Annotated in this window: 19 protein-coding genes; 11 read left to right on the top strand and 8 right to left on the bottom strand. The window is 62.5% G+C overall.

Annotated features, from left to right (window positions below; all coding sequences use genetic code 11):
* Position 1 precedes the first annotated feature (1 nt).
* From lptF to pdxJ, 8 genes are all read left to right on the top strand, one after another.
* Complete coding sequence (lptF, locus tag FGE05_RS11695; protein WP_139645022.1) at positions 2 to 1,123, top strand: LPS export ABC transporter permease LptF; 1,122 nt, start codon at positions 2 to 4, stop codon at positions 1,121 to 1,123.
* Positions 1,116 to 2,177: an LPS export ABC transporter permease LptG gene (gene lptG / locus FGE05_RS11700; RefSeq protein WP_139645024.1), complete on the top strand. Its 1,062-nt coding sequence runs from the start codon at positions 1,116 to 1,118 to the stop codon at positions 2,175 to 2,177. Before lptF ends, lptG begins: the two co-directional genes overlap by 8 nt.
* A 255-nt stretch (positions 2,178 to 2,432) precedes the next feature.
* On the top strand, positions 2,433 to 4,232 hold the full coding sequence (gene lepA / locus FGE05_RS11705) for a translation elongation factor 4 (RefSeq protein ID WP_024777646.1): 1,800 nt from the start codon (positions 2,433 to 2,435) through the stop codon (positions 4,230 to 4,232).
* A gap of 5 nt (positions 4,233 to 4,237) precedes the next feature.
* On the top strand, positions 4,238 to 5,092 hold the full coding sequence (gene lepB, locus FGE05_RS11710) for a signal peptidase I (protein WP_041022962.1): 855 nt from the start codon (positions 4,238 to 4,240) through the stop codon (positions 5,090 to 5,092).
* Positions 5,093 to 5,260: 168 nt separating this feature from the next.
* Positions 5,261 to 5,950 (top strand): ribonuclease III, encoded by a 690-nt coding sequence (gene rnc, locus FGE05_RS11715; protein WP_041022961.1) that lies wholly within the window; start codon positions 5,261 to 5,263, stop codon positions 5,948 to 5,950.
* Entirely contained in the window at positions 5,943 to 6,845 is a 903-nt protein-coding gene (gene era / locus FGE05_RS11720; protein ID WP_024777649.1) for a GTPase Era, read from the top strand. The genes rnc and era overlap by 8 nt, the downstream gene beginning before the upstream one ends.
* A 198-nt stretch (positions 6,846 to 7,043) precedes the next feature.
* The gene (gene recO, locus FGE05_RS11725; RefSeq protein ID WP_139645026.1) at positions 7,044 to 7,733 is read left to right on the top strand and encodes a DNA repair protein RecO; all 690 of its coding nucleotides are present in this window, start codon (positions 7,044 to 7,046) and stop codon (positions 7,731 to 7,733) included.
* Positions 7,734 to 7,742: 9 nt separating this feature from the next.
* Positions 7,743 to 8,528, top strand: a complete 786-nt coding sequence (gene pdxJ, locus FGE05_RS11730) for a pyridoxine 5'-phosphate synthase (RefSeq protein WP_373682462.1) — start codon at positions 7,743 to 7,745, stop codon at positions 8,526 to 8,528.
* A 139-nt stretch (positions 8,529 to 8,667) separates the two neighbouring features.
* Here pdxJ and mltF read toward each other — a convergent pair whose 3' ends face one another.
* The gene (gene mltF, locus FGE05_RS11735) at positions 8,668 to 10,128 is read right to left on the bottom strand and encodes a membrane-bound lytic murein transglycosylase MltF (RefSeq protein ID WP_139645032.1); all 1,461 of its coding nucleotides are present in this window, start codon (positions 10,126 to 10,128) and stop codon (positions 8,668 to 8,670) included.
* A 288-nt stretch (positions 10,129 to 10,416) separates the two neighbouring features.
* Here mltF and purL point away from each other — a divergent pair, with 288 nt between their 5' ends.
* On the top strand, positions 10,417 to 14,313 hold the full coding sequence (gene purL, locus FGE05_RS11740) for a phosphoribosylformylglycinamidine synthase (protein ID WP_139645034.1): 3,897 nt from the start codon (positions 10,417 to 10,419) through the stop codon (positions 14,311 to 14,313).
* Positions 14,314 to 14,317: 4 nt separating this feature from the next.
* Complete coding sequence (locus FGE05_RS11745) at positions 14,318 to 14,629, top strand: YqfO family protein (RefSeq protein WP_139645036.1); 312 nt, start codon at positions 14,318 to 14,320, stop codon at positions 14,627 to 14,629.
* Between the two features lie 230 nt (positions 14,630 to 14,859).
* Here the strand turns inward: FGE05_RS11745 and FGE05_RS11750 are convergent, their stop codons facing one another.
* The 6 genes from FGE05_RS11750 to FGE05_RS11775 all read right to left on the bottom strand — a co-directional run bounded on the left by FGE05_RS11750 (position 14,860) and on the right by FGE05_RS11775 (position 23,320).
* Positions 14,860 to 15,945: a hypothetical protein gene (locus FGE05_RS11750; protein WP_139645038.1), complete on the bottom strand. Its 1,086-nt coding sequence runs from the start codon at positions 15,943 to 15,945 to the stop codon at positions 14,860 to 14,862.
* Positions 15,946 to 16,160: 215 nt separating this feature from the next.
* Entirely contained in the window at positions 16,161 to 17,873 is a 1,713-nt protein-coding gene (gene nagE / locus FGE05_RS11755; RefSeq protein WP_139645040.1) for an N-acetylglucosamine-specific PTS transporter subunit IIBC, read from the bottom strand.
* 31 nt (positions 17,874 to 17,904) lie between these two features.
* Positions 17,905 to 20,418 carry a phosphoenolpyruvate--protein phosphotransferase gene (gene ptsP, locus FGE05_RS11760; protein ID WP_139645041.1) on the bottom strand — a complete coding sequence of 838 codons (2,514 nt, stop codon included), beginning with the start codon at positions 20,416 to 20,418 and terminating at the stop codon, positions 17,905 to 17,907.
* 27 nt (positions 20,419 to 20,445) lie between these two features.
* Complete coding sequence (locus FGE05_RS11765) at positions 20,446 to 21,468, bottom strand: SIS domain-containing protein (RefSeq protein WP_139645044.1); 1,023 nt, start codon at positions 21,466 to 21,468, stop codon at positions 20,446 to 20,448.
* Positions 21,449 to 22,555 carry an N-acetylglucosamine-6-phosphate deacetylase gene (gene nagA / locus FGE05_RS11770; protein ID WP_139645046.1) on the bottom strand — a complete coding sequence of 369 codons (1,107 nt, stop codon included), beginning with the start codon at positions 22,553 to 22,555 and terminating at the stop codon, positions 21,449 to 21,451. The genes FGE05_RS11765 and nagA overlap by 20 nt, the downstream gene beginning before the upstream one ends.
* Before the next feature lie 33 nt (positions 22,556 to 22,588).
* Positions 22,589 to 23,320 carry a GntR family transcriptional regulator gene (locus FGE05_RS11775; RefSeq protein WP_139645049.1) on the bottom strand — a complete coding sequence of 244 codons (732 nt, stop codon included), beginning with the start codon at positions 23,318 to 23,320 and terminating at the stop codon, positions 22,589 to 22,591.
* A gap of 1,433 nt (positions 23,321 to 24,753) precedes the next feature.
* On the opposite strand from FGE05_RS11775, the gene FGE05_RS11790 reads away from it, so the two are divergent.
* The gene (locus FGE05_RS11790; RefSeq protein WP_139645055.1) at positions 24,754 to 25,113 is read left to right on the top strand and encodes a DUF6124 family protein; all 360 of its coding nucleotides are present in this window, start codon (positions 24,754 to 24,756) and stop codon (positions 25,111 to 25,113) included.
* A gap of 280 nt (positions 25,114 to 25,393) precedes the next feature.
* Here FGE05_RS11790 and FGE05_RS11795 read toward each other — a convergent pair whose 3' ends face one another.
* Positions 25,394 to 25,900: a murein L,D-transpeptidase family protein gene (locus FGE05_RS11795; protein WP_139645056.1), complete on the bottom strand. Its 507-nt coding sequence runs from the start codon at positions 25,898 to 25,900 to the stop codon at positions 25,394 to 25,396.
* Positions 25,901 to 25,928: the final 28 nt, after the last annotated feature.

The raw sequence follows: 25,928 nt of genomic DNA on the forward strand, positions 1-25,928 counted from the left end.
TTTGATCGTCTTTCGATATCTATCCCGCGAAGTTCTGCTGACCCTGAGCGCGGTCAGTGCCGTGCTGCTGGTCATCATCATGAGCGGGCGCTTCATCAAGTATCTCGCCCAGGCCGCTTCCGGCGCGCTGGATCCAGGCTCCCTGTTCCTGATCATGGGGTTCCGCCTGCCAGGCTTCCTGCAATTGATCCTGCCGCTGGGGCTGTTCCTCGGCATTCTGCTGGCCTATGGGCGCCTGTACCTGGACAGCGAAATGACTGTCCTGTCGGCCACCGGCATGAGTCAGCAGCGGCTGTTTCGCATTACCCTGTTCCCGGCCACGCTGGTTGCGTTGATGGTGGCCTGGTTGAGCCTGAGCCTGGCGCCCCAGGGGGCCAACCAGTTCCAGTTGCTGATCAACCAGCAGGACGCCCTGACCGAGTTCGACACCCTGGTGCCGGGGCGCTTCCAGGCCCTGCGCGACGGCACGCGCGTCACCTATACCGAACAGCTTTCGGATGACCGGATCAATCTCGCCGGCGTCTTTATCACGCAAAAGAACCTGTCTTCCAACACCCAGAAGGATCGCGGCATTTCCGTGCTGGTGGCCGAGAAAGGGCGCCAGGAAATCAATCCCGACGGCAACCGCTACCTGATCCTCGAAAACGGCTATCGCTACGACGGCAAGCCGGGCCAAGCCGATTACCGCGCCATCAAGTACGACACCTATGGCGTGCTGCTGCCCAAGCCCGAGGCCAGTGAGGAGGTCACCGACCGCGACGCGATGCCGACCGCCAGCCTGCTGGGCAACACTGACATCCGCGCGCGTACCGAGCTGCAATGGCGCCTGTCGCTGCCGCTGCTGGTGTTCATCGTGACCCTCATGGCGGTCCCGCTGGCACGGGTCAATCCGCGCCAGGGTCGTTTCCTCAAGCTGCTTCCGGCGATTCTCCTGTATATGGCTTACCTGACCATCCTCATTACCGCCCGCAGTGCTTTGGAAAAAGGCAAGATCCCGCCGGCATTGGGCCTGTGGTGGGTGCATTCGATTTTCCTGGCCATTGGCCTGGGGCTGCTCTACTGGGAGCCGCTGTGCCTGAAACTGGCGAGCCGCCGCAGCGCGCTGGAGGTGGCCCGTGGTTAAGCTCGACCGCTACATCGGCAGCAGCGTGTTCATGGCGATCCTTGCGGTACTGGGGATCATCCTTGGCCTGGCGACCCTGTTTGCCTTCATCGATGAAATGAGCGACGTCAGCGATACCTACACCCTGGCGGACGTGGCGAGCTACGTGCTGCTGACCGCACCAAGGCGCCTGTACGACATGCTGCCGATGGCGGCGCTGATCGGTTGCCTGATCGGTCTGGGCAGCCTGGCCAGCAACAGCGAACTGACCATCATGCGTGCCGCCGGCGTTTCCGTCGGTCGGATTGTCTGGGCGGTGATGAAGCCGATGCTGGTGCTGATGCTGGTCGGCGTCCTGATCGGCGAGTACGTCGCCCCGGCCACCGAGAACACTGCCCAGGCCAACCGCTCCCTGGCCCAGGGCGGCGGGGATGCACAAAGCGCCAAGCATGGTCTGTGGCACCGTCAGGGCGATGAATTCATCCACATCAACTCGGTCCAGCCCAACGGCATTCTCTATGGCGTGACCCGGTATCGCTTCGACGAACAACGGCACATGTTGTCGTCGAGTTTCGCCAAGCGCGCCCAGTTTGCCGAGGATCATTGGCAATTGAGCGATGTCACCACCACCCTGTTCCATGAAAAGAACACCGAGGTGGTCGCGTCCCCGCAGGAGCGTTGGGATGTGGCGATCAGCCCGCAGTTGCTCAGCACGGTCGTCATGGCGCCGGAATCCCTGTCGATTACCGGTCTGTGGGGGTATATCCACTACCTGGCTGACCAGGGATTGAACAACGGTCGCTACTGGCTGGCTTTTTGGGTCAAGGTATTGCAACCACTGGTCACCGCCGCCCTGGTGCTGATGGCCATCTCCTTCATCTTTGGTCCGCTGCGTTCGGTAACCCTCGGTCAGCGAGTGTTCACCGGGGTTCTGGTGGGCTTCACCTTCCGCATTGCCCAGGACCTGCTGGGGCCATCGAGCCTGGTGTTCGGTTTCTCGCCACTGTTCGCGGTGCTGGTGCCGACGGGCGTCTGTGCGTTGGCCGGGCTCTGGCTGTTGCGCCGGGCTGGGTGATCCCAATTTCTTATGGTGAGCGGGCTTCTGTGGCGAGGGAGCTTGCTCCCGCTGGACTGCGCAGCAGTCCCCAGCAGCCTGCCTGACATATCGCCATGGCGGATAAATCCAGGGCCGCCTCGGCGCCAGCGGGGGCAAGCTCCCTCGCCACAAGAGCTCATCGACAGGCGAACGTGACGCTTGCGCGCTGTATCAGGTACAATTCCCGGCTATTTTTCGGCGGGCCTTGCCTGCAGCCTTTTTGAGTGTTGATCCGTGAGTGATTTGAGTCATATCCGCAATTTCTCCATCATCGCCCACATTGACCATGGCAAGTCGACGCTGGCTGATCGCTTCATCCAGATGTGCGGCGGCCTGACCGAGCGTGAGATGGAAGCCCAGGTCCTGGACTCCATGGACCTCGAGCGTGAACGCGGGATTACCATCAAGGCCCACAGCGTCACCCTCTATTACAAGGCCAAAGACGGCGTCACCTATCAGCTGAACTTCATTGACACCCCGGGCCACGTCGACTTCACCTACGAAGTCAGCCGTTCGCTGGCGGCCTGTGAAGGTGCGTTGCTGGTGGTCGATGCAGGTCAGGGTGTAGAGGCTCAATCGGTTGCCAACTGCTACACGGCCATCGAGCAGGGCCTGGAGGTCATGCCGGTCCTGAACAAGATCGACCTGCCCCAGGCCGAGCCGGAGCGCGTCAAGGATGAGATCGAGAAGATCATCGGTATCGACGCCACCGACGCGGTCACCTGCAGCGCCAAGACCGGCCTGGGTGTGGACGAAGTGCTTGAGCGCCTGGTGACCACCATCCCCGCGCCGACCGGCAACATCGAAGATCCGCTGCAAGCGTTGATCATCGACTCCTGGTTCGACAACTACCTGGGCGTGGTGTCCCTGGTTCGCGTGCGCCACGGCCGCGTGAAGAAGGGCGACAAGATCCTGGTCAAGTCCACCGGCAAGGTCCACCTGGTGGACAGCGTCGGTGTATTCAACCCGAAACACACCGCCACCGCCGACCTCAAGGCCGGTGAAGTGGGCTTCATCATCGCCGGCATCAAGGACATCCACGGAGCACCGGTCGGCGACACCCTGACCCTGAGCTCCACCCCGGACGTCGATGTGCTGCCGGGTTTCAAACGTATCCAGCCCCAGGTCTACGCCGGCCTGTTCCCGGTCAGTTCCGACGACTTCGAGGATTTCCGCGAAGCGCTGCAGAAGCTGACCCTGAACGACTCGTCGTTGCAATATACCCCGGAAAGCTCCGACGCCCTGGGCTTCGGCTTCCGCTGCGGGTTCCTGGGCATGCTGCACATGGAAATCATCCAGGAGCGCCTGGAGCGCGAGTACGACCTGGACCTGATCACCACCGCGCCGACGGTAATCTTCGAGCTGCTGCTCAAGAACGGTGAAACCATCTACGTCGACAACCCGTCCAAGCTACCGGACCTGTCGGCTATCGAAGACATGCGCGAACCGATCGTGCGGGCCAACATTCTTGTGCCTCAGGAGCACCTGGGCAACGTCATTACCCTGTGCATCGAGAAGCGCGGTGTGCAGCACGACATGCTGTTCCTCGGCTCGCAGGTCCAGGTGACCTATGACCTGCCGATGAACGAAGTGGTGCTGGACTTCTTCGATCGCCTGAAATCCACCAGTCGCGGCTATGCTTCGCTGGATTATCATTTCGATCGTTACCAATCGGCTAATCTGGTGAAGCTGGATGTGCTGATCAACGGTGAGAAGGTCGATGCCCTGGCATTGATCGTGCACCGTGACAACGCGCACTACAAAGGTCGTGCATTGACCGAGAAGATGAAGGAACTGATTCCGCGGCAGATGTTCGACGTGGCAATCCAGGCCGCCATTGGCGGGCAGATTGTGGCGCGTACAACCGTCAAGGCGCTCAGAAAGAACGTATTGGCCAAATGCTACGGCGGCGACGTCAGCCGTAAGCGCAAGCTGTTGGAAAAGCAGAAGGCCGGTAAAAAACGCATGAAGCAGGTCGGCAACGTGGAGATTCCACAGGAAGCCTTCCTTGCGGTGCTCAGGTTGGATAGTTAGGTCCTATGTCGCTAAATTTCCCGCTGTTGCTGGTTATCGCCGTGTTTGTCTGCGGTCTGTTGGCGTTGATTGATCTGTTGTTCCTGGCGCCTCGGCGCCGGGCGGCCATCGCCTCTTATCAGGGCAGCGTCAGCCAGCCCGATGGTGTGGTGGTCGAGAAACTCAACAAGGAACCGCTGCTGGTCGAATACGGCAAGTCGTTCTTTCCGGTGCTGTTCATCGTGCTGGTGCTGCGTTCGTTCCTGGTGGAGCCGTTCCAGATCCCGTCCGGCTCGATGAAGCCGACCCTGGACGTGGGCGATTTCATCCTGGTGAACAAGTTCTCCTACGGGATCCGCCTGCCGGTGATCGACAAGAAAATCATCGAGGTGGGTGATCCGCAGCGCGGCGACGTGATGGTGTTCCGCTTTCCCAGCGACCCTAACGTCAACTACATCAAGCGTGTGGTCGGTCTGCCGGGCGACAAGATCCGTTACACCGCCGACAAGCGTCTGTACGTGAATGGCGAACTGGTGGCCGAACAACTGCTCGGCTCCGAGCCGGGCACCCTGGGCAGCGCCGAGCTCTACCAGGAAAAACTCGGCGAGGTCGAGCACCTGATCCGCAAGGAAATGAGCCGCTACCGCGCGACGCCGGACCATTCGTGGACCGTGCCGGCCGAGCACTATTTCATGATGGGCGACAACCGCGACAACTCCAACGACAGCCGGTACTGGGATGATCCGAACATTCCCAAGGACATGCTGGGCATGGTCCCCGACCGCAATATCGTCGGCAAGGCCTTCGCGGTCTGGATGAGCTGGCCGGAACCCAAACTCGGACACCTGCCGAACTTCTCGCGGGTTGGCCTGATCAAGTAAACACACACGGCGCTGTTGAACACAGCGCCGAATGCATTTCTGGAGCCTGTACAAGGCGCCAACGATAGCCAGGACGTCATTTTTGAACACAGCGTTAATTGTCCCAAGCCAACGGCGCCTTGCCGACCTGGCGGTGGAATCCAGCCACGAACTCAGCGTGGGTAAACCGTGAGCGTTTCTTTAAGCCGCCTCGAGCGCCAGCTCGGCTACACCTTCAAGGACCCGGAGCTGATGCTCCTGGCCCTCACTCACCGCAGTTTTGCCGGGCGCAACAACGAACGCCTGGAATTCCTCGGTGATGCCATCCTCAATTTCGTCGCCGGCGAGGCGCTGTTCGAACGCTTCCCGCTGGCTCGCGAAGGCCAGTTGTCGCGTTTGCGCGCACGGCTGGTAAAAGGTGAGACCCTGGCCGTACTGGCCCGTGGTTTCGACCTGGGCGACTATCTGCGCTTGGGCTCCGGCGAGTTGAAAAGCGGCGGTTTTCGTCGCGAGTCGATTCTGGCCGATGCCTTGGAAGCCCTGATCGGTGCGATCTACCTGGACTCAGGCATGGAGAAGGCCCGTGAGCGCGTGCTGGCCTGGCTGACCTCCGAAATCGACAGCCTGACGCTGGTGGACACCAACAAGGATCCGAAAACCCGTTTGCAGGAATTCCTGCAATCGCGCAGTTGCGAGCTGCCGCGCTACGAAGTCGTGGATATCCAGGGCGAGCCGCACTGCCGAACCTTCTTCGTCGAATGCGAAGTGGTCCTACTGAATGAAAAAAGCCGTGGCCAGGGCGTGAGCCGTCGTATCGCCGAACAGGTGGCGGCCGCTGCAGCATTGATCGCCCTGGGCGTGGAGAATGGCAATGACTGATACAACTGTTACCCGTTGCGGCTATGTCGCCATCGTTGGCCGGCCGAACGTGGGCAAGTCCACATTGCTGAACCATATCCTGGGCCAGAAACTGGCGATCACCTCGCGCAAGCCCCAGACCACCCGCCACAATATGCTGGGTATCAAGACCGAAGGCGACGTGCAGGCGATCTACGTCGACACCCCGGGCATGCACAAGGGTGGCGAAAAGGCCCTGAACCGCTACATGAACAAGACCGCTTCGGCGGCGTTGAAAGACGTCGACGTGGTGATCTTCGTGGTCGACCGTACCAAGTGGACCGAAGAAGACCAGATGGTCCTCGAACGCGTCCAGTACGTGACCGGCCCGCTGATCGTGGCGCTGAACAAGACCGATCGCATCGAGGACAAGGCTGAGCTGATGCCGCACCTGACCTGGTTGCAGGAACAGCTGCCCAACGCCCAGATCATCCCGATTTCGGCCCAGCACGGCCATAACCTCGATGCGCTGGAGCGGGTGATTGCCGAGCACCTGCCGGAAAACGATCACTTCTTCCCCGAAGACCAGATCACCGACCGCAGCAGCCGTTTCCTCGCCGCTGAACTGGTGCGCGAGAAAATCATGCGCCAATTGGGCGCCGAGCTGCCTTACCAGATCACCGTGGAAATCGAAGAGTTCAAGCAGCAGGGCAAGACCCTGCACATCCACGCGTTGATCCTCGTCGAACGTGACGGCCAGAAGAAAATCATCATTGGTGACAAAGGCGAGCGCATCAAGCGCATTGGCACCGAGGCACGCAAGGACATGGAGCTGCTGTTCGACTCCAAGATCATGCTCAACCTGTGGGTCAAGGTGAAGGGCGGCTGGTCGGATGATGAACGGGCGTTGCGCTCGTTGGGTTACGGCGACTTGTAATCCGTCCGGCAGTACACCGCGGACCTTGTGGGAGCGGGCCTGGTGGGAGCAAAGCTTGCTCGCGATACAAGCGACTCGGTTTCAAGAAGACCGCGTTGTGTTCATCGCGGGCAAGCCTTGCTCCCACCAGCCTTGCTCCCACAGTGGTTTCTGGGTTGTTGGTAATACTGCGTTTCCTTATCGAGAACTGCGACCTCCATGTCCCCCACCCATCCCATCGCCCAAGCCGCCTACGTCTTGCATTCGCGCGCCTACCGCGAAAGCAGTGCCCTGGTGGATTTCCTCACACCGCAAGGGCGGTTGCGGGCGGTGTTGCGCGGGGCGCGGGGCAAGGCCGGGACGCTGGCGCGGCCGTTCGTGCCCCTGGAGGTCGAATTCCGGGGGCGGGGCGAGCTGAAGAATGTCGGGCGCATGGAAAGCAACGGGGTTGCGGCCTGGCTCAACGGCGAAGCCTTGTTCAGCGGCCTGTACCTCAATGAACTGCTGATCCGCCTGTTGCCCGCCGAAGATCCCCATCCCGCTGTCTTCGACCACTACGCCGCAACGCTGCTGGCCCTGGCCGAAGGCCGGCCGCTGGAGCCTCTGTTGCGATCCTTCGAATGGCGGCTGCTGGATGACCTGGGCTACGGTTTCGCCCTAGACGCCGACCTGCACGGCGAGCCCATTGCCGCCGATGGCCTGTACCGCTTGCAGGTGGATGCTGGCCTGGAGCGCGTCTACCTGCTGCAGCCCGGTTTGTTCAACGGCGTCGAACTGCTGGCCATGGCCGAGGCTGACTGGAGCGCGCCGGGCGCCTTGTCCGCGGCCAAGCGCCTGATGCGCCAGGCTTTGGCGGTTCACCTGGGCGGCAAGCCGCTGGTCAGTCGCGAGTTGTTTCGCAAGCCCTGATCAACCCGTATGCTGTGGGCCGAATCTCTGTCCATTCAAGGAGCGCTTTTCGTGAGCACCAGCAATCGCATTCTTCTCGGCGTGAACATCGACCATGTCGCCACCCTGCGCCAGGCCCGCGGTACCCGCTACCCGGATCCGGTCAAGGCCGCACTGGACGCCGAAGAGGCGGGCGCCGACGGCATCACCGTGCACCTGCGCGAAGACCGTCGTCATATCCAGGAACGCGATGTGCTGCTGCTCAAGGATGTGTTGCAGACCCGCATGAATTTCGAGATGGGCGTAACCGAAGAAATGATGGCATTCGCCGAGCGTATCCGCCCGGCGCACATCTGCCTGGTACCGGAAACGCGCCAGGAACTGACCACCGAAGGCGGCCTCGACGTGGCAGGGCAGGAAGCGCGGATCAGGGCGGCGGTGGAGCGGCTGTCGAAAACCGGCGCCGAGGTGTCGTTGTTCATCGATGCCGACGAGCGGCAGATCGAGGCCTCCAAGCGGGTCGGTGCCCCAGCCGTCGAACTGCACACCGGCCGCTACGCCGATGCCGAAACCCCCACGGATGTGGCCGACGAACTGCAACGAGTGGCTGACGGGGTCGCGTTCGGCCTGGCCCAAGGCCTGATCGTCAACGCCGGCCATGGCCTGCACTACCACAACGTCGAAGCCGTGGCGGCCATCAAGGGCATCAACGAGCTGAACATTGGCCATGCGCTGGTGGCCCATGCCTTGTTTGTCGGGTTCAAGTCGGCGGTGGCAGAGATGAAGGCGCTGATCCTGGCGGCCGCCAGGCCCTGATATCACTGTCAGGCCCCTGTGGGAGCAAGGCTTGCCCGCGATGAAGTGGATGCAGTCCTTCTGATAGACGCGGCGTCTGTATCGCGAGCAAACTTTGCTCCCACAGCAAGCCCCCCCACATTCGGCTGGTGTGGTGCCGTCAGAGCTGCGGGCTTTCCTGATTCGGCTTGCTCTTGTCGACGCCCGGCACATGCAGGTTGCCTTCGGCCACCTGGTTGCCTTCGAGCTGCGGTTGCGTGACCCAGGTCAGGATGTCGTAGTAGCGGCGGATGTTGGCGACGAAATGCACCGGCTCGCCGCCCCGGGCGTAGCCGTAGCGGGTCTTGCTGTACCACTGTTTTTGGGACAGGCGCGGCAGGATCTTCTTCACGTCCAGCCACTTGTTCGGGTTCAGCCCTTCCTTGGCCGCCAGCTTGCGGGCGTCGTCCAGATGACCGCTGCCGACGTTATAGGCGGCGAGGGCGAACCAGGTACGGTCCGGCTCCTGGATGCTCTCGTCCAATTGATCCTTCATGTAGGCCAGGTACTTGGCGCCGCCCATGATGCTTTGCTTCGGATCCAGGCGGTTGGACACGCCCATGGCCTGGGCGGTGTTCTGGGTCAGCATCATCAGGCCGCGCACACCGGTCTTGGACGTGACCGCCGGTTGCCACAGCGATTCCTGGTAGCCAATGGCGGCCAACAGGCGCCAATCGACTTTTTCCTGCTTGGCATAGGCCTTGAAGTGCTGCTCGTACTTGGGCAATCGTTGCTGCAAATGCTGGGCAAAGGTGGTGGCGCCCATGTAGCCGAGGACATCGACGTGTCCGTAATAGCGATCTTTCAGGCGTTGCAGGGTGCCGTTCTTCTGCACTTTGTCGAGATAAGCGTTGATTTCGTTGAGCAGGCTGTTGTCTTCGCCGGGGCCCACCGCCCAGCTCTGGCTGCGGGCATCACCCAGGTCGAAGGCCACGCGGACGTTGGGGAAGTACACCTGGTTCATTGCCACTTCGTTGGAGTCCACCAGGGTCAGGTCGATCTGGCCCTCATCGACCATGCGCAACAGGTCGACCACTTCAACGGCGTCGGATTCTTCGTATTCGATGCCTGGATACTGCTGTTTCAGTTGCGCCAGTTGCTCGGCGTGGGTGCTGCCCTTGAGCACCATGATCTTCTTGCCCGCCAGGGCCGCCGCGTCGGTGGGGCGCGACTGGCCGTTGCGATAGATGACCTGGGGCGTGACTTCCAGGTAGGAATGGGAGAACCGTACCTGTTTCTTGCGCGCCTCGCTGCTGACCAGGCCGGCGGCGGCCAGTACCGGGCCGTTGGGTTTGCCGATCTGGCTGAACAGGTCGTCGAGGTTGTCGGCGGTCTCGATTTTCAGTTCCACACCCAAATCGTCGGCGAAACGCTTCACCAGCTCATATTCGAAGCCGGTTTCACCGTTGCGATCCTCAAAGTAGGTGGCGGGGCTGTTTCGGGTAACCACCCGCAGCACGCCATCCTCCTTTACGCGCTCCAGTGTGTTGGGTTTCTCAACACAACCACTGAGCACCAGGAAGAGTCCGGTTGCGATCAGCCATCTGGCGTACCGCGGACGCAAAGCCGTTGGGGAAAACATCTGCGCAGTATACGCAAACGGCCCTTACCGCCATATCTCGACAGCGAAAGGCCAGTCTGCTAGCGGTTGCAAAACATGTCTGCAACACAAGCCGGCCGGCGTGCGGCGGGTTTTATGTCGATTAAAAATATCTGTGCAGGCACATTGGAACGGACGTTCGACAAGGGGTTTGGCGCAAAGACCGACATTCGGCCAGCATCGCTGATGCCGTTTCGGGTGCCGTTGCCGACGGTTTAGGCTAGAATGCACGGCCTCAAAGCACACCCCCTTCCCGAGGCTGTCCCGAAGATGTTGATCCTGCGCGGCGCTCCTGCCCTTTCTGCCTTTCGCCACAGCAAACTCCTTGAGCAACTGAGCCAGAAGGTTTCGGCTGTCAGTGGCTTGTATGCTGAATTCGCTCACTTCGCCGAAGTCACCGGCGGTTTGACCGGCGACGAACAGCAGGTGCTCGCGCGCCTTCTGAAATACGGTCCCAGCGTTCCCGTCCAGGAGCCGGCTGGTCGCCTGTTCCTGGTACTGCCGCGCTTCGGCACCATTTCGCCGTGGTCGAGCAAGGCCAGCGACATTGCCCGCAACTGCGGCCTGGCGAAAATCCAGCGCCTGGAGCGCGGCATTGCCTTTTATGTCGCCGGTGAGTTCAGCGAGGCCGAGGCCCAACTGATCGCCGACAGCCTGCATGACCGCATGACCCAGGTCGTGCTGGGCAACCTGGAGCAGGCCTCCGGTCTGTTCAGCCACGCCGAGCCCAAGCCACTGACCGCCATCGACGTGCTGGGCGGTGGTCGTGCCGCGCTGGAAAAAGCCAATGCCGAGCTGGGCCTGGCCCTGGCCGAAGACGAGATCGATTACCTGGTCAACGCCTTCCAGGGCTTGAAGCGCAACCCCCACGACATCGAACTGATGATGTTTGCCCAGGCCAACTCCGAGCACTGCCGCCACAAGATCTTCAACGCCAGTTGGGACATTGACGGCCAGAGCCAGGAAAAAAGCCTGTTTGGCATGATCAAAAACACCTACCAGATGCACAGCGAAGGCGTTCTGTCTGCTTACAAGGACAACGCTTCGGTGATTGTCGGCAGCGTTGCCGGCCGCTTCTTCCCGAATCCCGAGACCCGCCAGTACGGTGCGGTCCAGGAGCCGGTGCACATCCTGATGAAGGTCGAGACCCACAACCACCCGACCGCGATTGCGCCGTTCCCGGGCGCGTCCACCGGTTCCGGTGGTGAGATCCGCGACGAAGGTGCAACCGGTCGCGGCGCCAAGCCCAAGGCCGGCCTGACCGGTTTCACCGTGTCGAACCTGCAGATTCCGGGCTTCGAACAACCGTGGGAAAAGCCGTACGGCAAGCCTGAGCGCATCGTCAACGCCCTCGACATCATGATCGAGGGCCCGCTGGGTGGCGCCGCGTTCAACAACGAATTCGGCCGTCCGGCCCTGACCGGCTACTTCCGTACCTTCGAACAATCCATCACCACCCCCCGTGGCGAAGAAGTGCGCGGCTACCACAAGCCGATCATGCTCGCTGGCGGCATGGGCAACATTCGCGCCGAACACGTGCAAAAAGGCGAGATCGTGGTCGGCTCCAAGCTGATCGTCCTCGGCGGCCCGGCCATGCTGATCGGCCTGGGCGGCGGCGCGGCATCCTCCATGGCCACTGGCACCAGCTCGGCGGACCTGGATTTCGCGTCGGTCCAGCGGGAAAACCCGGAAATGGAACGCCGTTGCCAGGAAGTCATCGACCGTTGCTGGCAGTTGGGTGACAAGAACCCGATCAGCTTCATCCACGACGTGGGCGCGGGCGGCCTGTCCAACGCCTTCCCGGAACTGGTCAACGACGGTGGCCGTGGTGGCCGCTTCGAGCTGCGCAACATTCCGAACGACGAGCCGGGCATGGCCCCGCATGAAATCTGGAGCAACGAGTCCCAGGAACGTTACGTCCTGGCAGTCGGCCCGGCCGACTTCGAGCGCTTCCAGGCCATCTGCGAGCGTGAGCGCTGCCCGTTCGCCGTGGTCGGCGAAGCCACTGCCGAGCCGCAACTGACCGTCACCGACAGTCACTTCGGCAACAGCCCGGTGGACATGCCACTGGAAGTGCTGCTGGGCAAAGCCCCGCGCATGCACCGTTCGGCCGTTCGCGAAACCGAGCTGGGCGACGATTTCGATCCGTCCACCCTCGACATCGCCGATTCCATCGAGCGTGTCCTGCACCACCCGGCCGTGGCGAGCAAGAGCTTCCTGATCACCATCGGTGACCGCACCATCACCGGCCTTGTGGCCCGTGACCAGATGGTCGGGCCGTGGCAGGTGCCGGTGGCTGACGTCGCCGTGACCGCCACCAGTTTCGACGTCTATACCGGCGAAGCCATGGCCATGGGCGAGCGCACGCCGCTGGCCCTGCTGGACGCTCCGGCGTCGGGCCGCATGGCGATTGGTGAGGCGCTGACCAACCTCGCGGCTTCGCGCATCGGCAAGATTTCCGACATCAAGCTGTCGGCCAACTGGATGTCCGCCGCCGGTCATCCGGGCGAAGACGCCCGCCTGTACGACACCGTCAAGGCTGTCGGCATGGAGCTGTGCCCGGAGCTGGGCATCACCATTCCGGTGGGCAAGGACTCCATGTCCATGGCCACGCGCTGGAACGAAGACGGCGTGGACAAGAGCGTGACTTCGCCGCTGTCGCTGATCGTGACCGGTTTCGCCCCGGTTACCGACATCCGCCAGACCCTGACCCCGCAACTGCGCATGGACAAGGGCACCACCGACCTGATCCTGATCGACCTGGGCCGTGGCCAGAACCGCATGGGCGCCTCGATCCTGGCCCAGGTGCATGGCAAGCTCGGCAAGCAAGCGCCTGACGTCGACGATGCCGAGGACCTGAAAGCGTTCTTCGCCGTCATCCAGGGCCTCAATGCCGACGGCCACCTGCTGGCCTACCACGACCGTTCCGATGGCGGCCTGCTGACCACCGTGATGGAAATGGCCTTCGCCGGTCACTGCGGCCTGAGCCTGACCCTCGACAGCGTGGCGGAATCCGCCGCCGAAATCCCGGCCATCCTGTTCAACGAAGAACTGGGTGCGGTGATCCAGGTTCGCCAGGACGCCACGCCGGACATCCTCGCCCAGTTCAGCGCGGCGGGCCTGGCCGATTGCGTCTCGGTGATCGGCCAGCCGATCAACAACGCCCACGTCAACATCACCTTCAATGGCGATACCGTCTTCGAAGGCCAGCGTCGCCTGTTGCAGCGCCAGTGGGCTGAAACCAGCTACCAGATCCAGCGTCTGCGGGACAACGCCGATTGCGCCGATCAGGAATTCGACGTACTGCTGGAAGAAGACAACCCGGGCCTGAGCGCCAAGCTCAGCTACGACGTCAACCTGGACGTGGCCGCGCCTTACATCAAGAAAGGCATTCGTCCACAAGTGGCGGTACTGCGTGAGCAGGGCGTCAACGGCCAGGTGGAAATGGCGGCGGCATTCGACCGTGCCGGTTTCAACGCGATCGACGTGCACATGAGCGACATCCTCGCGGGCCGTGTCGACCTGAATGACTTCAAGGGCATGGTGGCCTGTGGCGGCTTCTCCTACGGCGACGTGCTGGGTGCCGGTGAAGGCTGGGCCAAGTCGGCGCTGTTCAACAGCCGCGCCCGCGATGCGTTCCAAGGCTTCTTCGAGCGCACCGACAGCTTCACCCTGGGTGTGTGCAACGGTTGCCAGATGATGTCCAACCTCCACGAGCTGATCCCGGGCAGCGAGTTCTGGCCGCACTTCGTGCGCAACCGTTCCGAGCAGTTCGAAGCACGCGTGGCGATGGTCCAGGTGCAGGAGTCGAACTCGATCTTCCTGCAAGGCATGGCCGGTTCGCGCATGCCGATCGCCATCGCCCACGGTGAAGGTCACGCCGAATTCGAAAGCGAAGAGGCGTTGCTCGAAGCCGACCTGTCCGGTTGCGTGTCGCTGCGGTTCGTCGACAACCACGGCAAGGTCACCGAAGCCTACCCGGCCAACCCGAACGGCTCGCCGCGCGGGATTACCGGCCTGACCAGCCGCGACGGCCGCGTGACCATCATGATGCCGCACCCTGAGCGGGTATTCCGCGCGGTGCAGAACTCGTGGCGTTCGGATGACTGGAACGAAGACGCGCCATGGATGCGCATGTTCCGCAACGCTCGCGTCTGGGTGAACTAAAGGCGTGTACAAGCTCTGCTTCTTTGTCCCGGCCAGCCATGTGGAAGAGGTCAAAACCGCCGTATTCGCTGCCGGTGGCGGACGGATCGGCGACTATGACCACTGCGCCTGGCAAGTGCTGGGCCTGGGCCAGTTTCGCCCCTTGGACGGCAGCCAGCCGTTCATGGGCGAAGTGGGTCAGGTTGAGCAGGTCGAGGAGTGGAAGGTGGAGCTTGTGGTGGCCGATGAGTTGATTCGCGTAGTGGTGGAGGCCTTGAAACAGAGCCATCCCTACGAGACACCGGCGTATGAGGTGTGGCGGTTGGAGGATTTCTGATCCTCTGCCCGTGGAAATGAGAAACCCGCTGATTGATTCAGCGGGTTTTTTATTGGGTGGACGGTTTGTTGCAGTCAGTGACGGCCTCTTCGCGAGCAGGCTCGCTCCCACAGGGTAGGGTGCAGGTCACGACTTCTATGAGCACCGCAAATCCCTTGTGGGAGCGAGCCTGCTCGCGATGACGCCCGACCAGACAATGACGTCCCGACCTGCGGCGACGCCGGGCCCATCTACTGATGCCGACGCTCCAGGCGACAAACTTCTTTCTCGATACCGATGCACTCGACCGGTTCGCTCAAACCTTTCTCGAACCGCCGAGCATTCATCAACAATCCGCCCTTGATGCCACCGATGAATGCGTAGGCGCCCTCACGTGCGCCGGTGCTACGTCCTGATAGATCAACCGCCACGGTGTTGGGCCTGACTTCATAGACCCAGCCGCCGTTCGAGGCTTGCTCGGTGGCCCAGAGCTTGGCTTCGCCATAATCGTGAAACGCTACGACGACCGATTGAGCCAAGGGAGACTCCGGCTGGGTGGCCAGTCTCAAATTCGGCGGGAGAGCGTTCCAGGCCTGCAACCCCTGGCTAAGCGCATCCGCGCCCTGCACGGGGTTGATTGTCGTAGAGCCGACGGCCCAGAGGGGTTCCTTGGTCGTTACCCAGGCCAGTCCTTCTGGAGGCTCCAGCCGATTCCAATCGATGGGAATCGCAGCAACCTGCTGCATCGTCTCGTGGCCGGTGGGTTCCCGGTAGTCCGGATTTGTCACGCAATTGGCCAGGTTCGTTGCCTTGCAGGCCTTATTGATGAAGGACCCCTTGACCCCACCTGGGAAGCTGATTTCCACCTCGCGGGGGAAGGGGCCTCCTGATTGCTCCTGATCGATCCCATGGGGGGCCTTGAATTCGTACACCCACTCGCTGGCGTAGTGCTGGGCGATGAACTGACTGCGCGTCGTGCTGCTGAACACCGTCCCGGCGGAGCCACCCGCATGGTTGTACCAGTTGTATATCCATTCGCTCTCGGGGATGCCCGCGGCTTTGGGCAGCAGACCGTCCTGAAAAGCGCTGAGACCCTGGCCCGTTGTATCTCCCCGGTAGAGCGTGTCCATGTCGGTACGCCAGCGCAACGATGGCTTGGTTTTGCGAATATCCACGTCTGGATTCGCCGTGACCTTGAGCCAGGCTTGGTACCAGGGCTCTGCTTTCGGGTCCTGAGAGCCTTGGGTCGCTGCCCACGCATAAGGGCCCGTTTGCCAGGCGCCTACAAGTACCGCCGCGACAGTCGCCGCCCGCATGAAAGTGCTTTTTCTAGTCATGATTGAATGCCTCAGCTGGAATGAGGGGCCAGTCGAATCACATACGTCATGACTACCTATTCTTCGACGTGACAGGTTTGGTGATTGATCGCGCCGGGAGGGCGCCGCTGGGGCGCGCCTCGGTCCGCCGCGTGAGTCCAAAGAATAGGCGACGGCGGGTTTTTCAGCCGTTTTTTGGGATCCAATCTTGTAACAAGCTGCTCCGGCGGAGATCGTTAGAGGGATTGCGCGCAGGTTTTACGGTTGTTCAGCATTGCCCTTAGCGCTTCACCCATTGCACTGGCCCGATTTCCCACCAGCACATGCCAGATGCCGCCTTCCATCTGGCTGACACCTTGGCAACCCAGGGCTCTCAGATCCGTCTCGGATAACCGTCGGGCGTCTTCGAGCTGCACCCGTAGCCGCGTCTGGGCGACGCATTCCAAGGCCAACACATTGTCTTTGCCGCCCAGTGCGTCCAGCCATTGCCCGACCTGCTCGGTGCTAAACGAGGCCGACTCGGCCTGCACCGGTTCACTCACCGGGTTGTGGATCGAGACGGCCATTGGCAAGGCCAGGCGGATTTCGTCGGCGATGCTGTCGGCCATCGGCCCAACCACCACCTGTAGGCTGCCGCCGTTGCCGGGGCGCACCACGGCCATGGCGCCCAGGGCCTTGAGTTGTGCATCGGAGGCCTTGTTGCGATCGACCATGTCCAGTCGCAGGCGCGTGGTGCAGGCGCCGACGGTGATCAGGTTGTCGGCGCCACCGAGCGCTGCGATGTAGGCCCCGGCTCGTTCATTCTGGGTAAAGACCGGTTTGTCTGCGGTCGGGACGTCTTCACGACCGGGGGTCTTGAGGTCGAAGCGGCGGATGCAGAAGTCGAACACGGTGTAGTAGATCACCGCATAGGCCAGGCCCACCGGCACCACCAACCAGCCGTTGTTCGACTTGCCCCAGCCCAGGACCATGTCGATGAAACCGCCGGAGAAGGTAAAGCCCAGGCGGATGTTCAGCCAGTCGGTAATCGCCATCGACAGCCCGGTGAGCAAGGCATGCAACAGGAACAGCAGCGGCGCGAGGAACATGAAGGCGAACTCCACCGGCTCGGTGACCCCGGTGAGAAACGAGGTCAGGGCCATGGACAACAGAATCCCGCCCATGACTTTGCGCCTTTGGGGCAGGGCGTTGCGGTACATCGCCAGGCACGCGGCGGGCAGGCCGAAAAGCATCACCGGGAACATTCCGGTCATGAACTGGCCGCCGTTGGGGTCGCCGGCAAAATATCGGGTCAGATCGCCGGTCACCACCGCACCGGTGTGCGGGTCGGTGAAGCTGCCGAAGATGAACCAGGCCATGTTGTTGAGGATGTGGTGCAGACCGGTGACGATCAGCAGCCGGTTGAACACCCCGAATACGAATGCCCCCAGGCTGCCGCTTTCCATCAACAGCGCGCCGAAGCTGTTGATGCCTTGCTGGATCGGCGGCCAGACCAGGCCGAACGCCACTCCCAGGCCCACCGCGCTGAAGCCGGTGACGATCGGCACGAAGCGCCGGCCGCCGAAGAACGCCAGGTACTCCGGCAGCTTGATGTCCTTGAACCGGTTATACAGTGCCCCCGCGAGCAGGCCGCTGATGATCCCGGCGAGCATGCCCATGTTGATGCTGGCGTCGAGCACCTTCAGCGTGGCGATCATGACCAGATAACCGATGGCCCCGGCCAGCCCCGCCGTGCCGTTATTGTCCCGGGCGAAGCCCACGGCGATGCCAATGGCGAAGATCATCGCCAGGTTGGTGAAAATGGCCTGCCCGGCATCATGGATGATGGCGATGTTCAGAAGATCGGTGTCGCCCAGGCGCAACAACAGGCCGGCGATGGGCAGGATGGCGATGGGCAGCATCAGCGCCCGGCCGAGACGTTGCAGTCCTTCGATGAAATGCTGGTACATGGCGGTTCTCCCTTATTGTTCTTCGACGTACTCAGCCCAGGGGCCAGTGTTGATGACAGGCCTGGCGCACGGCAGCGGCACTGCCCAGCCCCAGCAATTCGGCGCTGAGGCAAGCGCACTTGACGGCGTCAAGATCGCGCACGCGGGCTTTGATCTCGGCGATCTGCGCCGGGCTGACCGACAGTTCGCGCACACCCAGCCCCACCAGCACCGGCGTCGCCAAAGGATCGGAGGCCAGGGCGCCGCACACGCCGATCCAGCGCCCATGCCGGGCCGCGCCGGCGCAGGCCTGGGCGATCAGCCGCAGCAGTGCCGGGTGCAGGGCATCGACCCGGGCGGCGAGGCCGGCGTGGTCGCGGTCCATGGCAAGGGTGTACTGCGAGAGGTCGTTGGTGCCGATGGACAGGAAGTCCGCGTGCTCGGCCAGTTGTTCGGCCAGCAAGGCGGCCGCTGGCACTTCGATCATCACCCCCAGTTGCGGCCGTTCGCTCAGGCCCAGTTCACGGCCCAGTGCATCGAGGCGCTGGCGGATGTGCAGCAGTTCGTCGACTTCGGTGACCATGGGCAACAGGATCCGGCAGCGGTCCAGTGGACGGGTTTGCAGCAACGCCCGCAGTTGCTGGTCGAGCAATTCCGGGCGCACCTGGGCCAGGCGAATACCCCGCAGGCCCAGCACCGGGTTGGCTTCGGGCGGCAGCGGCAGGTAGTCCAACTGTTTGTCGCCGCCGACATCGATGGTGCGGATGATCACCGGCTTGTCGCCCATGGCGTCGAGCACGGCTTGGTAGCTTTGGCGCTGTTCTTCTTCGTCCGGAGCGGTGCGGCGGTCAACGAACAGGAATTCGGTACGCAGCAGCCCGACACCGTCAGCGCCATTAGCCAGGGCCTCGGCCGCATCGGCGCTGGAGGCAACGTTGGCCGCCACTTCGACCGTCACGCCATCAACGGTGCGGGCCGGTGCGTGGGCCTGGGCTTGTTGTCGAGCGCGACGGGCGGCTCGCTGGGCATGTGCCTGTTGCACCTGGGTCATGCGCTCGGCGCTGGGTCGCAATTCGAGACGGCCTTCGTCGGCATCCAGCACCACCGACTGGCCTTGTTCCTGTTCCAACAGCGCCGCGTCCAGCGCCACCAGGCACGGCATCCCTTTGCCTCGGGCCAGGATGGCCACGTGAGAAGTGGCGCCGCCCTCGACCATGCACACGCCGGCGACGCCTTGGGCACTGAGTTGCAGCAGGTCCGACGGGGTCAGTTCCTGGGCCGCGACAATCGCGCCCGCCGGCACGTCGAATTGCCAGCTTTCCCCCAGCAATGCCCGCAGGACCCGTTGGCGCAGGTCGCGCAGGTCGTTGGCGCGCTCGGCCAGCAGTGTGCTGCCCAGTTGCTCCAGCACCCGGCATTGCGCGTCGATGGACTGGTTCCAGGCGTGAGTCGCGGCGCTGCCCTGGTCGATGCAGAGGTGGGCGGCATCGAGCAGGATCGGGTCGTCCAGCAACGCCAGATGGGCGCTGAAAATCGCTTCCTCGTCGCTGTGGCGCCGGGCCTTGGCGTTGTCCAGGGTCAGGTGAATATCGCGGCTGACGTGGGCCAAGGCACTGCTCAATTGCTGGCGCTGATCTTCGACGTTGTGACCGCCCGCGTCCTCGGGCAATTGAATGCCATTCAACCGGACCAGCGGCCCGGCCACCAAGCCGGGGGCGGCGCATACGCCGTGCAGCACGCCGTCTTCGGCAGGACGAGCATGGGGTTTGAGTGCAGGTGCTGCGGCGTGGGCGTCTTCGGCCAGGGCGGTGGACAGGGTCGTCAACAATGCTTGCAGTGCCGCTTCGGCATCGTTGCCACGGCAACTGACCTGCACTTCTGCCTGCTCGGTGATCGCAAGGCTCATCATCCCCATGAGGCTGTCGCAGGAGGCCGACTTGCCGCCGAAATGCAGTTGCGAGCGACTCTTGAAGCCCTGGGCGGTCTGGCGTATCAAGGCTGCCGGCCGCGCGTGCAAGCCGCCGCGATGGGCGATGCGGATCTGGCCGAAGACCTCGATGCCGACGTCCTGAGGTTCATCCGTTGACGAGCCTGTAGCCACGGCGACGACATGCAGCAGCGGCTCGCCGACCTTTACGCCCTTGAGGGTGACGGGCCGCGCCTGAAAGCGCTCGCCATTGGTGATGACCAACAGACTGACCAGGCTCTTGCAGCGCCGCGCCACTTTGTCCACGTCATAACGCAGCAACGGCTGGCCGTTACTGACCCGTGCACCTTCCTTGACCAGCATGGAAAACCCGTCGCCACGCAGCTCGACGGTGTCCAGCCCCAGGTGCAGCAGCAGTTCGGCCCCATTGTCGGCCCGCAGGGTCACGGCGTGGCCGGTGCGGGCGACATGGATCACTTCGCCGTCGCAGGGTGCGTAGAGGGTGTCGTTCAGCGGATCGATGGCGATCCCGTCGCCCATGGCGCCGCTGGCGAACACGGCGTCCGGCACATTGGCGAGGGTGAGCACCGGCCCGCTGAGCGGGGCGCTGAGGGTCAACTCTTTATTATTGTTGGGCATGGCGCGCTCTCATCAGGCTGTCATTAATCAGTGCGTACGGGTGACTTTGCTCAGGTGCCGCGGTTGGTCGGGGTTCAGGCCCCGGGCCACGGAGAGGTGGGCGGCCATCCCGTAAAAGCTCTGGATCGCCAGGATCGGGTCCAGGGCCGGGTGTTCGGCGCGGGTCAGGGTCAGGTCGCGTTCGGCGATGTCATCGGGCGCTGCCAGCAAGACCCGGGCGCCGCGCTGGCGCATGTCGGCGGCCAGGCTCAATACGCCGGCCTGCTCGGCACCGCGAGGGGCGAGCACCAGCAGCGGGTAGTTTTCATCGATCAGCGCCATCGGCCCGTGACGCACCTCGGCGCTGCTGAAGGCTTCGGCCTGGATCGCCGAGGTTTCCTTGAACTTGAGCGCCGCTTCCTGGGCGATGGCGAATCCGGCGCCACGGCCGATCACCATCAGCCGCTGGCAATTGCGCAGGGCCTCGACGGCGGTACTCCAATCCTGGTGAGCGGCCTCGCGCAAACCTTCGGGCAGGGCGCTGCCGGCCTCCAGTAGTTCGGCGTCGTCCTTCCATTGGGCCACCAACCGTGCGCTGGCGCTGAGGGTGGCGATGAAGCTCTTGGTAGCGGCGACGCTGCTTTCGACACCGGCGCACAGCGGCACGCTGAACTCACACGCTGCTTCCAGGGGCGAATCGAGTGTGTTGACCAGGGCCACGCTCAAGGCGCCGCGCTTGCGCAACAGGCGCAGGCTGTTCACCAGGTCCGGGCTCTGGCCCGACTGGGAAAAGCCGAATGCCACCTGGCCGCTGACCTTGAGCGGCGCCTGCTGCATGGTCACCACCGACATCGGCAGCGACGCCACCGGCAAGCCCAATTGCTGCATGGTCAGGTAGGCGAAGTAGCTGGCGGCGTGGTCGGAACTGCCGCGGGCGATGGTCATTGCCACTTGCGGCGGCTGACGGCGCAGGCGTCCGGCGATTTCCTGCAGGGCCGGGTCCAGTTGCTGCAACTGGCGTTCGACGGCTTCGCAGGCGGCGAGGGCCTCTTCAAGCATTTTGGAAGTCAATGGCTTCTCCTTCGACCATCACGTCGGTCAGGGTCAGGGAACGGTCAAGGCGCACGCAGTCGGCCCAGGCGCCCGGTTGCAGGCGTCCGCGCTCGGGCAGGCCGAGGTAGTCGGCAGGAAATTGGGACAGGCGTTGCGAGGCTTCGGCGATGGGCAGGCCGATTTTCACCAGGTTACGCAGGGCCTGGTCCATGGTCAGGGTGCTGCCGGCCAGGGTGCCATCGGCCAGCCGCACGCCGCCCAGGCATTTGGTTACGGTGTGGCTGCCCAGTTTGTACTCGCCGTCGGGCATGCCCGCTGCCGCAGTGGAGTCGGTGACGCAGTACAGGCACGGGATCGCGCGCAAGGCCACGCGCATGGCGCCGGGGTGCACGTGCAGCAGGTCCGGGATCAGCTCGGCATAGCGGGCGTGGGCCAGCGCCGCGCCGACAATGCCCGGCTCGCGGTGATGCAGCGCGCTCATGGCGTTGTACAAATGGGTGAAGCTGCTGGCGCCGGCGGCCAGTGCGGCGACGCCTTCTTCGTAGCTGCCCAGGGTATGGCCGATCTGCATGCGCACGCCACGGGCACTGAGGGTGCGGATCAAGGCATCGTGGCCGGCGATTTCCGGGGCGATGGTGATCACCCGGATCGGCGCCAGGGCCAGATAACCTTCCACTTCGGCCATCAACGCGGTGTGGGCGAAGTTCGGTTGCGCGCCGAGTTTGCCGGGGTTGATGTAGGGACCTTCCAGATGCACGCCGAGCATCCGGGCGCTGCCGTTCTGCCGTTGCTCACAGAACTCGCCCAGGGCCTTGAGCACGCGGGTGATCTCTTCGCCCGGCGCGGTCATGGTGGTCGCCAACAGCGAGGTCGTACCAAAGCGCACATGGGTGCGGGCGATAGTGTCGAACGCCGGGGCGCCTTCCATGATGTCCTTGCCGCCGCCGCCGTGGACATGCAGGTCGATGAAGCCGGGCAGCAGGTAAGGCAAGTCATTGTCGGCCGGATCGCAGGGTTGGCCTTCGACGGACACGACCTTGCCGTGGGCGTGGATCAGGCGGCCGCGAACCCAGCCGTGGGCGGTGAGGATGTTGTCTTCGGACATGGGCAGTCTCTGATGTCTGGGGAGGCAGCGCTGCTAGCGCCGGAGCTCGGCGACAAAGTCGTAGTAATCGTTGCGGCAGTAGGTGTCGGTGACTTCGATGGGCGTGTTGTCCTCCAGGTAGCCGACCCGGGTCATCAGCAGCATGGCGGTGCCTGGGGCGATACCCACCAGGGTGGCGAACTCGTCCGAGGCGTTGATGGCCTGGATGTGCTGCAGGGCGCGCACCACCGGTTTGCCGATGCTGTCGAGAAATTCGTAGAGCGAAGCGCCAATGGCCTGGGGCTTGGGGATGATGGCGGCGGGCAGGGTGCTCATCTCGATGGCCATGACCGTGTCGTCGGCCTTGCGCAGGCGCTTGAGCCGCGCGACCTTGTCGGTGGGTGAAAGGCCCAGGCGGATCAGTTCTTCGTGGGTGGGCGGGGTGATTTCCCGTTCCAGCCACTGGGAGCCGGGCACGAAACCCTTGAGCCGCAACATCTCGCTGAACCCGCTGAGGCGTGACAGCGGTTGTTCCAGGCGCGGGGTGATGAACGTGCCCGAGCCTTGGTTGCGGCGGATCAGGCCTTGGTCGAATAACACTTCCAGTGCTTTGCGGGCGGTGACTCGGGAAATGCCCAGTTGTTCGCTCAAGCTGCGTTCGGACGGCATGGCTTGTTCGGCTTTCCATTGGCCGGCGTGTATTGCGGCTTCCAGGTTGCGGGCCAGTTGCAGGTAGAGCGGTGTGGCTTGGGTGTCGTCGGGGCGCAGGGCCAGGATGTCGTTCATGGGGTGTCCGATGCGGTTGTTGGGGTGTTGTCGCTCGGTGATGGGGTGGAAATTAATACCACTTGAATACCACGTCAATGAGGGTGGCCTTAAGGTTTCTGAGGTTGTCGGGGGGATTTTTGGGAGTGGATTTCAAGTGGTATTACTTTTGGTCGTTTTGGTGGAAGAGGACCGTAGCTGCTGAGGGGGACTTTGAGGGAAGTGGTATTTGCGCTTTGGTGATGGGGGTGGTTGGATTTATTTTTTTATGCCGACCGGCGGTTGTTTTGAGGGAGAGTTGGATGGTGTGTATATCCATTTCTTCGGTAACGGCGACTTATGGTTCCGCTCTTACAGCGGGTTACTTTTGGCAGACGCCCCAAAAGTAACCAAAAGGTCTTAGCCCCACCACTCGGCACCTCGCCTAGGCTCGGTGTGCCCTCACTCCGGCATTGCTCCGTGGGCCCGCCGCGAAGGGCCATCCATGGCCCAGCGCGGCTACCCCGGCATCCATGCCGGGGTACCCACTACGCAATACCTGCGTTCGGCCAGCGTGGTTAACGGGGCCTGAAGATCAAAAGCAAAAGCAAAAGCAAAAGCAAAAGCAAAAGCAAAAGCAAAAGCAAGGCGGCTTTGCCGCCGACCTGCTTTTTGAGCGTACGTGTTCCCCCTGTGGGAGCGAGCCTGCTCGCGATGGCGTCGGCTCATGCAGCACTTTTCAAACTGACCCACCGCTATCGCGAGCAGGCTCGCTCCCATAAGTGGATTCAGGTACAACCGAAAAAGTCAGGCCGGCCATTAGGCCGCCTCGCTTTTGATCTTGATCTTGATCTTAGACGCCCCGTAAACCACAAGGGCCGAACGCAGGCGTTGCGTAGTGGGCAATCCGGCATGGATGCCGGATTAGCCGCGCTGGGCCATGGATGGCCCTTCGCGGCGGGCCCACGGAGCAACGCCGGAGTGAGGGAACACCTCGCCTTGGCGAGGTGCCCAGTGGTGGGGCAAAGCGCTTTTGGTTACTTTTGGCGCTTTTCCAAAAGTGACCCGCCGTAAGGGCGGAACCTTTAGTGGCCGTTACCGAAGAAATGGATATACACACCTACTGGCATTTGCAGGCGATTGAAATCATCAGCGATCTATCGCGCGGTCTGTCAGACGCACCGAAGTTTCCGACAAGTTTTTAAGGTTGTCCCTCGGAAGCGGCGGCTCTAGCCTGTGGGTGTCGCTGCCAATTCAGCGACCGGATTTGACCGTCCGAGAATCTAGACGCGCCAGCGTTCCAAGACCCAGTTCAGGCGTTTTTCTTTCGTCTGATGTATCGTGTCGCGGCGGCTGTGCGTGGGACGTCCTCGGACGTGCCGGATTCCTGATTCCCGGTCGGTCAACCCGCGTACAGCTGCCACTTTTTGTTTGACCGCAGAAGGTTGGCAACTCCACCGAATCAGGAGCTGCACATGATCAAAGAAACCCCAAACCCTTCAAAACCCGCATCAACCTTCCCCTACGGCGACTACGCCCCCGAAAAGCTCCAGCAGGCCGGTGATCGAGCCCTGGACTTCTATCTCAAGCCTGAAGACAGCGAACCCGAATCCAAATCTTCGACGCAGCTGTTCATCGTCGCAGACAGCGTCGACACCGAAGTCCTGCTAGCCAACCTCAGCGAAACCCTGGCTTCGGCCAATGCCATGCTCAGCGACCTGGCCTTCGACCTCGACGGCTCGCGGCGGCATGTGGCGCTGGGGGTGGCGCAGATGATTGAGTTGGGCGCGTTGTTGGCGGACAAGGCGCTGGATCGGGTGGAGCTACGGGCTTGATGGCGTAAGGGCCGGCGCCATTGCGAGCAGGCTCTCCCACAGGGGGGGGCACAGATGTGTGGACCCCCTGTGGCGAGGGGATTTATCCCCGCTGGGGCGCGCAGCGGCCCCAAAGCAAGCGACTCAATCTGCCTGACGCACCGGGTTGTTTGGCTTTAGGGACGCTGCGCAGCCCAGCGGGGCGGTGCGACGTTTCGCTGAATCCCCTCGCCACAAAAGCTTTCATGTCGCAACAAGGCTTCCATGCCTCAACAAGCGCTTGCCACATAAGAGACAGAGGCTACGGCCGAATCTCGATCATCGTGCCATCCGGCACCAGGTTCCAGACTTCGCGCATGTCGACGTTGCGCATGGCGATGCAGCCATCGGTCCAGTCCAGGGTGTGGAACAGCTGTTCAGGGGTTTCTTCGGAATCAGGCGTGCCGTGGATCATGATCATGTTCCCAGGCTCCACGCCTTCGCGCCGGGCGCGGGCGGCGTCGCTGATGTTGGGGTAGGAGATGTGCATCGACAGGTAGAAGCGATCACTGACCTTGCGCCAGTCGATCCAATAGAAACCTTCAGGGGTGCGCTTGTCGCCCTGGATCAGCTTGGGGCCTTTCTTGGCGCCCTTGCCGAGGGAAATACGGTAGGTCTTGAGTGGTTTGCCGTCGTTGATCAATTGCAATTGATGGGCGGACTTGAGCACCAGCACTTTTTCGATGACCTTGCCGTCGTAGGTTCCCACCGCAGAAGCCTGGGACACAGCAGCGAACGACAAGCAGAACAGCACAAGCAACCAGCGCATTGAAACGGTATCCCTAAAGGTCGTGACG

This window comes from Pseudomonas sp. ICMP22404, from assembly GCF_006227205.1.
In the GTDB taxonomy this organism is placed as follows: Bacteria; Pseudomonadota; Gammaproteobacteria; order Pseudomonadales; family Pseudomonadaceae; genus Aquipseudomonas.

Coding starts and splice junctions, on each gene's coding strand:
- FGE05_RS11790 (WP_139645055.1), top strand. CDS start 24,754: ATGATCAAAGAAACCCCAAACCCTTCAAAACCCGCATCAACCTTCCCC.
- purL (WP_139645034.1), top strand. CDS start 10,417: ATGTTGATCCTGCGCGGCGCTCCTGCCCTTTCTGCCTTTCGCCACAGC.
- nagE (WP_139645040.1), bottom strand. CDS start 17,873: ATGTACCAGCATTTCATCGAAGGACTGCAACGTCTCGGCCGGGCGCTG.
- recO (WP_139645026.1), top strand. CDS start 7,044: ATGTCCCCCACCCATCCCATCGCCCAAGCCGCCTACGTCTTGCATTCG.
- lepB (WP_041022962.1), top strand. CDS start 4,238: ATGTCGCTAAATTTCCCGCTGTTGCTGGTTATCGCCGTGTTTGTCTGC.
- nagA (WP_139645046.1), bottom strand. CDS start 22,555: ATGTCCGAAGACAACATCCTCACCGCCCACGGCTGGGTTCGCGGCCGC.
- pdxJ (WP_373682462.1), top strand. CDS start 7,743: ATGCTGTGGGCCGAATCTCTGTCCATTCAAGGAGCGCTTTTCGTGAGC.
- FGE05_RS11775 (WP_139645049.1), bottom strand. CDS start 23,320: ATGAACGACATCCTGGCCCTGCGCCCCGACGACACCCAAGCCACACCG.
- era (WP_024777649.1), top strand. CDS start 5,943: ATGACTGATACAACTGTTACCCGTTGCGGCTATGTCGCCATCGTTGGC.
- FGE05_RS11795 (WP_139645056.1), bottom strand. CDS start 25,900: ATGCGCTGGTTGCTTGTGCTGTTCTGCTTGTCGTTCGCTGCTGTGTCC.
- mltF (WP_139645032.1), bottom strand. CDS start 10,128: ATGTTTTCCCCAACGGCTTTGCGTCCGCGGTACGCCAGATGGCTGATC.
- ptsP (WP_139645041.1), bottom strand. CDS start 20,418: ATGCCCAACAATAATAAAGAGTTGACCCTCAGCGCCCCGCTCAGCGGG.
- FGE05_RS11750 (WP_139645038.1), bottom strand. CDS start 15,945: ATGACTAGAAAAAGCACTTTCATGCGGGCGGCGACTGTCGCGGCGGTA.